Below are 12,931 nucleotides of genomic sequence, written 5' to 3'. Positions count from 1 at the left end.
ATGAGCGACGCCGGGGCGGCTGAAGCGCCCGCCAAGCCGCACAGGAACGAATGGGGCCGCTGGTTCGGGCGACCGGGCAAGTCGCTGACGCGTCGGCTGATCTGGCTGGCCTCGGCCTGGATTCTGGTGGCCCTGCTCGTCACGGGCGTGGTCCTGACCTCGGTGTTCCAGGAGTCGGCGCTGCGGCGGCTGGGCAATATGCTGGGCGACACCATCGACGAGACGGTGGTGGCCGCCAGCATCACGCCCGAAGGCGAGGTCTTCGTCGGCGAAATCCGCGACGCGCGCACCGAGCGCCTGCTTTCCGGCAAGTACTGGATGGTGGCCGAGCCGACGGCGGACGGACGGCTGCAGGTGGTGGCGCGCTCGGCCTCTCTGGGCCGGGCCGATCTGGAATACGCCCCCGATCTGGACGAACGGCTGAAGGCGGCCTTTGGCCAGACCATCAGCTACAACGCCGAGGACGGCCCCAAGGGCGAGCCGCTGCGCATCGCCGCCAGCATGAAGCAGTTGCCGGGACGCACCGCGCCGGTGGTCTTCTTCGCCGGGGTGGACCGCTCCGACATCGACGCCGACACGCGCCAGTTCGCCACCGTGACCTGGGTGGCCATGCTGCTGCTGGGGGCCGGTCTGGTCTCGGCGGTGTTCATTCAGGTGCGGGTCGGTCTGCGGCCCCTGTTCGACCTGCGCGATGAGATTTCGGACGTGCGCAAGGGCAGCTCGCACCGCATCGAGGGCGTCTATCCGGTCGAGATCCAGCCCCTGGCCGAGCAGGTCAACCGGCTGCTGACCCACAATCAGGAGACGGTGGAGCGCCAGCGCACCCACGTCGGCAACCTGGCCCATGCGCTGAAGACGCCGCTGGCGGTCATGCTGGCCGAAGCGGGGACGGCCGAGGGCGTCCTGCCCGACATGGTGCGCAAGCAGACCAAGGTCATGCAGGATCAGGTGGATCACCATCTTCGCCGCGCCCGCGCCGCCGCTCGCGCCGCCCATGGTCTGGGCGAAACCACGCCGGTGGGCGAGGTGCTGGACGAACTGGCGGTCATGCTGGAGCGCGTGTTCGAGACCAAGGGGGTTGAGATCGACTGGCGTGCGCCGGACGAGCTGGCCTTCCTGGGCGAGCGTCAGGACCTGCAGGAGATCTTCGGCAACCTGATCGAGAACGCCGCCAAGTGGTGCAAGCGCCGGGTGCGGATTTCAGCCGGGGCCTCGGTGCCCGGACAGATGGTGGTGGTGGTCGAGGACGACGGCCCCGGCCTGCCCGCGGATCAGCGCGACGCCGCCCTGAAACGCGGCACGCGCATGGACGAGGACACGCCGGGCACCGGTCTGGGCCTGTCCATCGTCGAGGACTTGACCCGCGCCTATGGCGGGCGCGTGACCCTGGCCGACAGCGACATGGGCGGGCTGAAGGTGCTGCTGGAACTGCCGGCGGCGGAGGCCTAGCGCCGCTTTCGTCGAAAGCGGTCGAGCTGAAGGTCGGCCAAGGGTGGAAAGCGGGCCTTGAGCCGCCGAAAAGTATTAGACATGCTGCCGAGATGACCGTCGAGAACGAAACCCAGATCGATGCCATGGGCATTGAGCCGGCCACTGGCAACGTGGTCCTTATGATCTCTGATCATTTGGACTGGTCAGAGACGCCAACCCACCTCGAAGCAATTGAGGCCAAGGTGAACGCCTATCTCGCGTTCGTTCAAAGCCCGCAGCTTGTCGAAGCGAACCCCGACGCCAGAAACCGCAAAGTCAAGATTGCGATCTATCAGGCCCACCCCGAACCTGAGGAGGTGAAGCCCATCCTCAACAAACTGGCCCGGCAACTGGGCTTTGTCGGCATCGAACTCTGGCGCGGCGCTCTTCCCCCAGGCTACTAGGCGCACAGCAGCCCTTCTCAAGATCCGCAACGGGTGGTTAGCGGACGTCACGCCGACCGAAGCCGCTCCAATAAGCGCAGTCCTGCGCGAGTAAGAAAAAGCGGTTGGTCAGCCCTTCCGCCACCTATGATAATTTCGTCAGCGTCCACCCACTCACCCCGAACTAGGCGCATGGAAAGCTCGTCGCCGCGATAGGTGTGAGTGATCTCCGCGATACGTTGATCGCCGTTGAAGACTGCGTAGAGGTAGTTGCTAAACGGCCCGTCGTCTTTGCGTCCATCGGGGGACATCCGGCCATCGCGGGTAACAGTGATGCTCTCCATTCAGGATCAATAACGTCGATCTCAGAGCTTAGAAACAGACGTTGCCGACGTCCGCCTTGGGTCGATTCCGGCCCTAGGCTCCGGCGTTGACAACGGACATTGGCCACTAGGCTCGAAAACTGGCTGACGCCAGCCACAATCCGGCGCTGGGTTTGAGGTGCCGAGAGTTCAGGGCGCCGTCTTGGCCTTTTTCAGCTCGGCTTTGAGCGCGGCGGCTGCCTCGGGTGAAATTTCAACACGAACTTCCTGGGTCTGGCGTGATGTTGAATGTCGCCCTGCCTGCTCAGCATTTCGAACTTCGACGCTGACTTCATGTTTCGGCTCGGAACAGGCGGCGAGAAGCAGCAGTCCAAGCACCAATCCCGTATTTCGCATCGTCGCCTCCGGTTGCCCAGCGCTCAACCTATCCGGTGCGGGCGGAGTGTCGAGTGAACCTTGTTTCATGAAGTCACGCTCGATGGGGACGGCCTGAAGGCGCGGCGGCGATTTGACAACGTCGATTTATACAACATATTGCGCAACATATTTCATGATTGGATCGATGATGAAGACACGCGCTTTCCCTTCGCTGTTGGCGGTCGTGGCCCTGGGGGCGTCGCCGGTTGTGGCGCAGACGCTGGATCAGGGGGCGCAGCGCGAGGTGGTGGCGCGGCTCGAGACGGCGCTGAAACAGAACTACGTCTATCCTGACCGCATCCCCGCCATAGCGGCCGAGCTGGATCGACGGGTTCAGGCCGGGCCGGTCGAGGCGAAACCCTTCGCCGAAAGCCTGGCCCAGGGTCTGGTGAAGGCGAGCGAGGACCTGCATTTCTCGGTGGCCTTTGATCCCGCGGAGGTCGAGGCTGACCGCCAGGCGAAGGCGGGCGGCGAGGCCACCACCCAGGCGCAGCGCGACCGGGAGCGCGGGGCCAATTTCGGGTTTCGTGACGCGCGTCGGCTGGACGGCGACCTGGCCTATGTCCGCTTCGACTTCTTCGCCGACCCGCAATACGCCCAGGAGACGGCGGCGGGAGCGATGCGGTTCGCCGAAGGGGCCAAGGGGCTGATCTTCGACCTGCGCTACAACAACGGCGGGGTGCTGGAGATGGCGCAGTTCCTGATGAGCTACCTCTATCCAGCGAGCAAGGATCAGGAATTCTTCGACTACAACTACAACGAAAAGGGGGTGCAGGTGGCGCGGAGCCAGTGGAGCCTGCCCGCCGTGTCCGGCCAGCGCGCGCCGGACATGCCCGTCGTGGTGCTGACCGGGTCGACGTCCTTTTCTGCGGCCGAGTGGATGGCGTTTTCGCTGCAGCGTCTGGGGCGGGCGACCGTGATCGGGGAGCAGACCGCCGGCGGGGCGCACCCCGTCACCCGCGTGCCGATCGACGACCGTTTCATGCTGCAGGTGCCGTTCGGGCTGATCCGGGACCCGGTCAAGGGGGAGGATTTCGAGGGCGTCGGGGTGACCCCCGATCTGGCCGTCCCGGCCTCGGAGGCGCTGCTGGTCGCGCAGAAACACCTGCTGAAGGGCCGGGCGGAGGCGGGCGACGCCGACGCCCGATGGGCGCTGGTCCCGGTCGAATGGGCGCTCGCAGGTCAGGCGCCCAGCGCCAAGGACCTGGACGAGGCGGTCGGGGCCTATGAAGGGCGGACTCTGGTGCGCACGCCCGGCGGGCTCGCCTATCACTGGCGCGGGCGCTTCGTTCTGGCGCTGGACCCGATCGGCAAGGATCTATTTGCGGTTCAGGGAACGGACGCCTACCGGTTCCGGCTGGTGCGGGCCAAGGGCGCCGTCGCCGCGCTGGAGCGCGTGGAGAAGTCTGGCGAGACGACGACCTATCGTCGCCTGGATTGAGGAGATGTCGGGCGAATGATCGAGTTGAACCGCACCTATCTGGGGCGCCTCAGCGAGCAGTTGAGCGAACTGATCGAGCAGCAGTCGGCCGAGGTGTTCAGGCGCGCCGGTCTGGTCATTCCGGTCAAGTCGTCGTCCCTGATGATGGCGATCGCGAAGCTGGGGCCGGTCTCGGTCGCCGATCTCGGGCGGGCGCTGGATCGTTCCCACCAGTTGATCCAGCAGAAGATCCCCAAGCTGGTGAAGCTGGAGCTGGTCATACGCCAGCCTGATCCCGAGGATCAGCGCGTGACCCTGATCGCGATCACGGACAGGGGGCGCGAACAACTGGCCCTGCTGGACGGTCTGGATGGCGCCTTCGAGCGCGCCTACGCCGGGATGGAGGAGGATGCGGGTCCTGTGTTCGACGGGATCAAACGCGCCGTCCAGTCCCTGAAGGCGCGGCCTCTGGTCGAGCGAATGGACATCTGAATCCGGACAAGGGTCCGCCTTAATATCGTCGCTTAAAGCTTGGCCATATTCGTCGCGGGGCCGTGGGGCCGCGTGGGGAATGAGGGAAGTCTATGGCGTCGCGTTTCATTGGCAGGCGGGTTGGACTGACTACGGCCTTGCTCCTGCTTTCGGCCACGGGCGCCGCCGCCAGGGCACAGCCTGAGGCCGCACCGGCCATGGCGGCGTTCGAGCAGGCGCGGTCCCTGTGCGAGGCGGACGGCGGGCGGGCGTGGGGTGTCAGCCTGTGCGGGCCTGTGCTGATCGCCGATCCGGCGACCCGACAGGTCATCGCCAACATGGACGGGGTCGATGCGCCGCTGGAACGCGACGGGGCCGTCTTCCGCGGCCGCCTGCCGGACGCCGTGCCGATCGCCAACACCGCCGTGCGCTGGAATGGCCGCGTCTGGACCATGCTGGTCGCGCCCCTGCCGCAGGATGAGCCGGGGCGGTCCATCCTGCTGATGCATGAGGCCTGGCACCGGATCCAGGATCAGATCGGCCTGAAGGCGGCGAACGCCGACCAGCCCCAGTTGGCGACGGAGGCGGGGCGGGTGTCGCTGCGTCTCGAACTGCGGGCGTTGTCGGCGGCGCTGGTCGCCACGGACCCGGCCGCGCGCCGCGTCGCGGTGGAGGACGCCCTGACCTTCCGCGCCTGGCGCCATGCCCGCTTCGCCGAAGCGCAGGCCGCCGAGGACGCCCTGGAGCGGCATGAAGGGCTGGCTGAATACACCGGCCGTCTTCTGTCGCGGGACGAGGCCATGATCCCGCATCTGGGCAGGGGGGACCGGGTCCGCGCCTATGCGCGATCCTTCGCCTACTACACGGGACCGGCCTACGGCCTGCTGCTGGACGCTGCGGCGCCGGACTGGAAGACCACATGGGACCGGCGCGAGGGCCTGCCGCAGTTGCTGGCACGGGCGCTGGGTCTGGAGATGGCCGCCGACGACGCCGCCTTCGCGGCTAGCGGAGCACGCCACGGGGCGACGATGATCCAGGCCGAGGAGGCCGCGCGGGCGCTGGAACAGGCGGCCCGTGTCGCGAGCCTGAGGGCCGGGCTGGTGGACGGTCCGGTGCTGGTCGCGCCTGTCGCCGGAGCGAGCTTCAGCTTCGATCCCAACCGGGTGACGCCCCTGCCGCCCGAGGGGACCGTCTATGGCGTCATTCGCGCGGCCGCCGACTGGGGCGTGCTGGCGGTCGAGAAGGACGGGCTTCTGTCGACTGACTGGTCGTGTCTGACTGTGACCCATGCCGGGGCGACTCCGATGGAGGGCGGCCTGAAAGGCGACGGGTGGACGCTGACGCTCAAGCCGGAATGGCGGCTGACGCCGGGCTCGCGCGACGGCGACTGGACGATCGCGCGGCGTCCCTGAAATCGGGACCGTCGGATGGGCTCCAATCCCCTGTTAACCCGAAAGGCGCACCCTGACCCCCTTGGCCGGGAATCGGATCGGCTAGAGGAGAGTGCATGGCGGACCTGTCGGCCGCGCAAAGGGCCGCCCTGGCCCAGCTGATCGCCGCTTGCCCGGATCATCTGCTGTCCCAGCTGGAAACGCTGGCGGCGGCGATGACGGGGGATCGGGCGTGGGCGCTGCGCGACATGGTCGAGGCCGAGGTTCTCGACCGGCGACGGCGTGACGCGGCCTTTGCGCCATTGAGGCCCTTGTTCCGACGACGTGAGGACGGGCTGGAGGGGCTGGGCTTTCCCGCGACGATCCCGGCGCGGTTGTGGCGACTGGCGACGCGGAATGAGCCTGAACTGCTGCCGCAGCTGGATCGCGACGACGAGCTGTCGCGCATGGTGGCCGACCGCCTGTGTCTGGGCGCGGCCTCGGCGGTGCGGGATCGGGGCGAGGAATTGTGGCCCGGCGCCAGCGCGGCGCGGCTGGCCGAGCTGGCGGCCTGTTTCGATCTGGCGGCCCTGGCGCGGCGCTGTCTGGATTATCTGGAGACCTGGCTGGGACGGCCGGGGCCGGAGGCGGTCGCCGAGCTGAAGCTGGCGCTGAGGCAGGCGGGCGCGATCGCGCCAGACGGGGCGGCGCGGCTGATGGAGATGCTGTTCGCCCACCTGCCGGACGCGCGCATGATGCTGCGGGTGGTGGCCCAGGCGACGCCGACGGCGGGGCGGGAGACCCTGCTGGGCGAGAGCGAGCTGGCGGTCTTTGTCGACCGGGTAGTGACGGCGCTGGCGCACCGGGCGGCCGAGGCGGCGGCCTTTGATCCGACGGCGCCGGGGGCGGATGCGGCCCTGCTGAAGGCCGACCTGGACTGGTGCGCCGAGACCCTGTCGGAGATCGACATGACCCTGTCGCTGCGGGCTGACAGCGCCTGGGGCAAGGCGGTGCGGCAGGCGCGGGTGAAGATCGCGCTGCGCTTGTCGGAATTGTTCAGCGCCGCCGAGAAGGCGACCGGCAAGGTGCTGCCGGTCGAGCGCACGGCCATGGCGGGGCGGATGACGCGCCCGGCGCCGCGCCTGGACGAGGCGGTGGACGCGGCGGCGGCGGACAGGGCCAGGGCTTTGGCGGCGGTGATCGGCCTGGTACGCGGGCCAGCCACGGTGTTCGGCTGCGAGGCCGAGCGACGCCAGACGGCGGAAGGCCTGACCGGGCGTCTGGCGACATGGGCTGACGAGGCGCTGGAGCGGCTGAACGACGGCGAGGCGGCGGATGAGGGGATCGCGCGCAAGCGGATCGCCCTGACCGCCGAGCTGCTGGGCCTGATCGGAGCCAAGGAGGCGCAGCGGACGGTGAGGCGGCGGCTGACGGTGGCCGGGGCGCCGCCCAGCGTCGCGGTCGAGGCTGCGACTTCGGGAGCCTCGCGTCGGCGCGCCTGATCCGCTAGAGCGGCGAGCATGACGATCTTCTGGATCATGACGGGACTGGCTGCGGCGATGGCCGGGCTTCTGGTGCTGGCCGGCGCGCGACGCGGGGCGGACGCCGAGGCCGTGGTCGATCGCGACGCCGCCGGGCGCGAGTTGGCCGAGCTGGACCGGCTGAAAACACGCGGCCTGCTGGACGAGGCGGGCTGGACCGCCGCGCGGGCCGAGGCGGGACGGCGACTGCTGGCGGCGCGTCGCGATGCGCGGGCGCCGACAGTGGGATCCAAGGATCGCCTCTGGGTTCTGGGCGGGATCGGCCTGACTGCGGCGGTTTCGCTGGGCCTCTATCTCGGCCTTGGCGCACCGGGCAGGGCGGATCAGGCCTATGAGACGCGGGTCCGCGACTGGGCGGCCTCGCCCGAGACGCTGGAGCCGGCCCAAGCCGCCGCCGTGATCGGCCGCATCGTCAAGGATCGACCCGACGATCATCGCGCCCTGACCATGCTGGGCGCGGCGCGGTTCGAGGCGGGCGATCCCATCGGGGCGGCCTCGGCCTTCCGTCGGGCGCTGGCGATCAAGCCCGACGACGCCCAGAGCTGGGCGCGGCTGGGCGAGAGCCTGGTGCGGGCCAACGAGGGCGCGGTCGGCGGCGACGCCGAGGCGGCTTTCCGCGAGGCGCTGAAGCACGATCCGGATCAACTGGGCGCGCGCTACTTCCTCGGCGAGGCGGCGCTGAAGCGCGGCGACAAGGCCGGGGCGGCCGTGGTCTGGGGGCCGCTGATCGCGGCGCTGGAGCCCAACGACCCGCGCCGGGCCGAACTGCAACAAAGACTGGGCGGAGTCGGATGACGGCGCGCTGCAACCCTTCTGTGATGTCCTGACATGAGCTGGCTTCCCAAATCGCCCAAGGCGCGGCGGCGTCTGTGGATCGTGGCTGCGGCGGCGCCCGTGCTGGCCCTGGCGGTCGGCCTGTCGCTGTGGGCCATGAAGGACAACGTCACCTATTTCTTCTCGCCGTCCGAAGTGACCGAGGAAGCCGCGCCGGTCGGGCGAGTCATCCGTCTGGGCGGACTGGTCGAGGCCGGCAGCGTGGTCAAGGGCGCGGACGGGACGGTGGTCTTCGTCGTCACCGACAACGTGGGCTCGTCCAAGGTCAGCTATCACGGCGACCTGCCCGACCTGTTCCGCGAGGGGCAGGGGATCGTGGCGCAGGGGGCGTTCCGTCCCGACCGCACCTTCGAGGCCAGTCAGGTGCTGGCCAAGCACGACGAGACCTATATGCCGCGCGAAGTCGCCGACCGCCTGAAGGAAAAGGGCGAGTGGCGTCCTGAAACCGGCGAAGCCCCGCCCGCAGCAGCCGCGAGCCGCAGCCTGTGATCGTCGAACTGGGGGCGTTTGCGCTGATATTGGCGCTGGTACTGGCCGGGCTGACGACGGGGCTGGCGACGGCCGGGCGGTTGAGAATGAGCCCGGTGCTGGCGGGGGCAGGCGGCGGGGCGTTGATCGCCTCGGCGGCGGCGACATTGCTGGCCTTCGCGGCCCTGATCTACGCCTTCGCGGTGTCGGACTTCTCGGTGTCGAACGTGGCCCTGAACAGCCACACCGACAAGCCCATGCTGTACAAGGTGGCCGCCGCCTGGGGCAGTCACGAAGGCTCGCTGGTGCTGTGGTGCCTGGTCATGACCGGGTTCGGCGGGGCGCTGGCGCTGGCGCGCGGCCTGCCGTTCGGGCTGAAGACGTCGAGCGTGGCGGTGCAGGGCGCGCTGTCGACCCTGTTCCTAGCCTTCGCCGTCTTTACCTCCAATCCGTTTGCGCGTCTGGACCCGGCCCCGGTGCAGGGGGCGTCGCTGAACCCGCTGCTGCAGGACCCGGCGCTCGCCTTCCATCCGCCGCTGCTCTATGCGGGCTATGTCGGGTTTTCGGTCTGCTTCTCGCTGGCGGTCGCCGCCCTGATCGAGAAGCGGGTCGATCCGGCCTGGGGGCGCTGGGTGCGGCCGTGGGCGCTGGCGTCCTGGGCCTTTCTGACGGTCGGCATCACGCTGGGCTCCTTCTGGGCCTATTACGAGTTGGGCTGGGGCGGCTGGTGGTTCTGGGACCCCGTGGAGAATGCGTCCTTCATGCCGTGGCTGGCGGGGGCGGCCTTGCTGCACTCGGCCATCGTCACCGAACGGCGCGGGGCGCTGGCGGGTTGGACGGTCTTCCTCGCCATCCTGGCCTTCACCTTCTCCATGCTGGGGGCGTTTCTGGTGCGCTCGGGCGTGCTGACGAGCGTCCACGCCTTCGCCGTCGATCCCGAGCGGGGGATGATGCTGCTGGCCATCCTCGGCGTGGCGGCGGGCGCGGCCTTCATCCTGTTCGCCTTGCGGGCGCCGGCCATCCGGTCGGGCGCGGCATTCGCGCCGATCAGCCGCGAAGGCGCGCTGGTGTTGAACAACCTCTTCCTGACGGCGGCGGCGGCGACTGTGCTGCTGGGCACCCTCTATCCGCTGATCCTTGAGGGGATTTCGGGGGCGACCATTTCGGTGGGGCCGCCCTATTTCAACGCGACCTTCGTGCCCCTGCTGCTGGTGGCCTGTCTGATCCTGCCCGCCGGGCCTCTGCTGGCGTGGAAGCGCGGCGACCTGAAGGGGGCGCTGCAGCGTTTGTGGCTGGCGGCGGGCCTGGCGGTCGTGGCGGCCTTCGCGGCCTTCCTGCTGTTCGAGCCGAAGAAGGCGCTGGCGGCGGCGGGCTTAAGCGTCGGGGCCTGGCTGATCTTCGGCGCGCTGGCGGAACTGGCGACGCGGACCAAGGCGTTTCGCGCGCCGCTGGGCGAGACCCTGCGCCGGGCCAAGGGCCTGCCGCTGGGGGCCTGGGGCATGACCCTGGCCCATGCGGGTCTGGGCGTCTTCATCCTGGGGGCCGTGGTCGAGACCAGCTTCAAGGCCGAGGCCGCAGCCGCGGTGCCTCTGGGCGGGGTGGTGTCGTCGGGGCCATGGCGGGTGCGTCTGGACGCGGTCGAGGTGATCGAGGGGCCGAACTACCTGGCCGAGCAGGGACGACTGACCGTCATGCCGGTTTCGGGCGATGCGGTTGAGCGCGTCGTCACCGCCGAGCGCCGCTTCTTCCCGGCGGGCGGGCAGACGACGACCGAGGTGGGCCTCGACTTCCGCGGGCTGGACGACGTCTATGTGGTCATGGGCGAGCGAGCGGCGACCGAGAGCAACGATCAGGCCTGGACGGTGCGGGTCTATTATAATCCCTGGGCGCGGCTGATCTTCCTCGGCCCGGCCATCATGGCGCTGGGCGGGGTGCTGTCCCTGCTGGATCGGCGGCTGCGGGTCGGGGCTGGCTCGCGCAAGAAGAGCGCGGAGGCCAGGGCGTGAGGCGTCTGGCGGCATTGGCGGGGGCGCTGAGCCTGATGGCGGGTGCGGCGATGGCCGAACCGCCGCCGGCGCCGGACCGGCCCCTGCCCGACGCGGCGCAGGAGGCGCGGGCGCGAGCCCTGTTCGGCGACATCCGCTGCGTCGTCTGCCAGCACGAATCCATCGCCGACAGCCCGGCGGGCATCGCGGCCGACATGCGCCGTCTGGTCCGCGAAGAGATCGCGGCGGGCAAGAGCGATCAGGCTGTGCGCGCCGATCTGGTGCGACGCTATGGCGACTACATCCTGTTCCAGCCGCCGGTGCGGGCGGGGACCTGGCTGCTGTGGTTCGGCCCCTTCGCCCTGGTGCTGGGAGCGGTGGTGGTGTTTGTGTGGAGATCGCGCCGCCGTCGGGTCGAAATCGCTCCCCTGACGGACGAAGAAGAACGGGCGCTGGCGGAACTGACCGCCGCGCAGACCGCTCAGCCTGACGAAACAGAAAGCCTTTCGCCGCGATCCTGACGCACCTGCGCCACACCGGGAACGATCATCGCGGTCAACCATCGCGAGGGCGTGCATTGGCTTAGGCTGAAACCCCCTATATCCATGGGCGAACGGAGCTTTTGGAGCTCCAGATTTCAGGACTGCAAGGACGACGATGCTGAAACGCAAGGAGTTCATTCTGGGGGCCGCCGTCGGCCTGACCTTCGCCGCGGCTGCGACGGCGGGCGGGGTCATCAGCTGGCCGGGCGCGCACGCTGCGCCCGCCGCTGCGCAGGCGGGACGGCTGGTCCCCTCGGCCGGGGCTGCGGGCCTGGCCTTTGCGCCGCCGCAGGGCGCGCCGCTCAGCTTCGCCGACATCTTCCAGCAGGTCGCGCCCGCCGTGGTGCAGATCGACGTCAAGACGCGGGTCCAGCGCCCGGCCGGCGTGCTGCAGATCCCCGGCTTCGGCGCCGTGCCCATTCCCGGCCAGCCGCGCGGCGGCGGTTCGGGCGAAGAGGGCGAGGACGACAACTCGACCACGGCGCTCGGCGCCGGTTCGGGCTTCCTGATCTCGGCCGACGGCTTCATCGTGACCAACAACCACGTCGTCGAGAACGCCGAGGAGATCAAGGTCAAGCTGAGCGACGGTCGCGAGCTGAAGGCGCGCCTGATCGGTCGCGACGAAGGCACCGACCTGGCGGTCATCAAGGTCGACGGCGACGCCTTCCCGTTCGTCAGCTTCGAGGAATCGGCAGCGCCGCGGGTCGGCGACTGGGTCATCGCCGTGGGCAATCCCTTCGGCCTGGGCGGCACGGCCACGGCGGGCATCGTCTCGGCCATGTCGCGCGACATCGATCCGGCCGGCTACAACGAATACCTGCAGATCGACGCGGCCATCAACCGGGGCAACTCGGGCGGGCCGACCTTTGACATCTATGGCCGGGTGATCGGCGTCAACACGGCGATCTTCTCGCCGACGGGCGGCTCGGTCGGCATTGGCTTCGCCATTCCCGCCGCGACCGCCAAGAGCGTGACCGACAAGCTGATGCGCGGCGAGACGGTCGAGCGCGGCTATCTGGGCGTGCAGATCGTCACCCTGTCCAGCGAGGCGGCGGCGGCCCTGGGCCTGCCCGAGAACACCAAGGGCGCCTATGTCGGCGACGTCACGGCCGGCGGCCCCGCCGACAAGGCCGGGGTCAAGGTCGAGGACATCGTGGTCAGCGTCAACGGCGACGCCATCGACAGCTCGACCGAACTGACGCGCCGCGTGGCCCGCGCCAAGGTCGGCGACGCCCTTCGGCTGGAAGTCCTGCGCGACGGTCGTCGTCAGACCCTGGACGTCCGCGCCGGTCGTCGTCCGTCGGAAGCCGAACTGCGCGCCGGTCTGGGCGAGGACGAAGGCGCCCAGGCGACGCCCTCGGCGCCCGCCGGCCAGGCCGTCGAAGGCATGACCGTGACCGGCATAACCCCGGCCCTGCGTCAGCGCTACTCCATCCCGGACGGCGTCAACGGCGTGGTGGTGACGGCGGTCGAGCCGCGCTCCAAGGCTGGGCAGATGCAGATGCCGGCGGGCATGGTGATCATGCGGGCCAACAACCGCACGGTCGCCTCGGCGGCGGATCTGAAGGCGGCGGTCGACGCGGCCCGGTCGGCGGGACGGCCCGGGGTGTTGCTGCTGGTGCGCACGTCCAGCGGCAACCAGTCGGTCGTGCTGGAGCTGTCCAAGTCTGAATAAGGCGTAACTCACAGGATCGGCGGCGATGCGCT

Annotated in this window: 13 protein-coding genes; 11 read left to right on the top strand and 2 right to left on the bottom strand. The window is 69.4% G+C overall.

Going from position 1 to position 12,931, the window contains the following annotated elements; translation table 11 throughout:
- The gene (locus ACIQTU_RS12940) at positions 1–1,449 is read left to right on the top strand and encodes a sensor histidine kinase (RefSeq protein ID WP_400547717.1); all 1,449 of its coding nucleotides are present in this window, start codon (positions 1–3) and stop codon (positions 1,447–1,449) included.
- A 92-nt stretch (positions 1,450–1,541) separates the two neighbouring features.
- On the top strand, positions 1,542–1,874 hold the full coding sequence (locus ACIQTU_RS12935; RefSeq protein WP_400547714.1) for a DUF6572 domain-containing protein: 333 nt from the start codon (positions 1,542–1,544) through the stop codon (positions 1,872–1,874).
- A gap of 47 nt (positions 1,875–1,921) precedes the next feature.
- On the opposite strand, the gene ACIQTU_RS12930 is transcribed toward ACIQTU_RS12935, so the two are convergent.
- The gene (locus ACIQTU_RS12930) at positions 1,922–2,197 is read right to left on the bottom strand and encodes a hypothetical protein (protein ID WP_400547711.1); all 276 of its coding nucleotides are present in this window, start codon (positions 2,195–2,197) and stop codon (positions 1,922–1,924) included.
- A 168-nt stretch (positions 2,198–2,365) separates the two neighbouring features.
- Positions 2,366–2,641 (bottom strand): hypothetical protein, encoded by a 276-nt coding sequence (locus tag ACIQTU_RS12925; RefSeq protein WP_400547708.1) that lies wholly within the window; start codon positions 2,639–2,641, stop codon positions 2,366–2,368.
- 100 nt (positions 2,642–2,741) lie between these two features.
- Between ACIQTU_RS12925 and ACIQTU_RS12920 the strand changes: the two genes are divergently transcribed.
- The 9 genes from ACIQTU_RS12920 (at position 2,742) to ACIQTU_RS12880 (ending at position 12,899) form a co-directional block, all read left to right on the top strand.
- Positions 2,742–4,034 (top strand): S41 family peptidase, encoded by a 1,293-nt coding sequence (locus tag ACIQTU_RS12920; protein ID WP_400547706.1) that lies wholly within the window; start codon positions 2,742–2,744, stop codon positions 4,032–4,034.
- Positions 4,035–4,049: 15 nt separating this feature from the next.
- A complete protein-coding gene (locus ACIQTU_RS12915; protein WP_400547703.1) occupies positions 4,050–4,505 on the top strand; it encodes a MarR family winged helix-turn-helix transcriptional regulator in 456 nt (151 codons plus the stop codon).
- Between the two features lie 137 nt (positions 4,506–4,642).
- Positions 4,643–5,896, top strand: a complete 1,254-nt coding sequence (locus tag ACIQTU_RS12910) for a hypothetical protein (protein WP_400547700.1) — start codon at positions 4,643–4,645, stop codon at positions 5,894–5,896.
- Between the two features lie 95 nt (positions 5,897–5,991).
- Complete coding sequence (locus ACIQTU_RS12905; protein WP_400547697.1) at positions 5,992–7,356, top strand: hypothetical protein; 1,365 nt, start codon at positions 5,992–5,994, stop codon at positions 7,354–7,356.
- Positions 7,357–7,374: 18 nt separating this feature from the next.
- Positions 7,375–8,190 carry a c-type cytochrome biogenesis protein CcmI gene (gene ccmI / locus ACIQTU_RS12900; RefSeq protein ID WP_400547694.1) on the top strand — a complete coding sequence of 272 codons (816 nt, stop codon included), beginning with the start codon at positions 7,375–7,377 and terminating at the stop codon, positions 8,188–8,190.
- A 33-nt stretch (positions 8,191–8,223) separates the two neighbouring features.
- Complete coding sequence (gene ccmE / locus ACIQTU_RS12895) at positions 8,224–8,718, top strand: cytochrome c maturation protein CcmE (protein WP_400547691.1); 495 nt, start codon at positions 8,224–8,226, stop codon at positions 8,716–8,718.
- The gene (locus ACIQTU_RS12890) at positions 8,715–10,703 is read left to right on the top strand and encodes a heme lyase CcmF/NrfE family subunit (protein ID WP_400547688.1); all 1,989 of its coding nucleotides are present in this window, start codon (positions 8,715–8,717) and stop codon (positions 10,701–10,703) included. Before ccmE ends, ACIQTU_RS12890 begins: the two co-directional genes overlap by 4 nt.
- Complete coding sequence (locus ACIQTU_RS12885) at positions 10,700–11,203, top strand: cytochrome c-type biogenesis protein (RefSeq protein WP_400547685.1); 504 nt, start codon at positions 10,700–10,702, stop codon at positions 11,201–11,203. Before ACIQTU_RS12890 ends, ACIQTU_RS12885 begins: the two co-directional genes overlap by 4 nt.
- A gap of 136 nt (positions 11,204–11,339) precedes the next feature.
- A complete protein-coding gene (locus tag ACIQTU_RS12880; RefSeq protein WP_400547682.1) occupies positions 11,340–12,899 on the top strand; it encodes a Do family serine endopeptidase in 1,560 nt (519 codons plus the stop codon).
- Positions 12,900–12,931: the final 32 nt, after the last annotated feature.

Origin of the sequence: Brevundimonas sp. NPDC090276, from assembly GCF_044772165.1 — a bacterium.
In the GTDB taxonomy this organism is placed as follows: domain Bacteria; phylum Pseudomonadota; class Alphaproteobacteria; order Caulobacterales; family Caulobacteraceae; genus Brevundimonas.
Note: the sequence above shows the minus strand (reverse complement) of the source record. Positions and strands in the feature narration are given on the sequence as shown.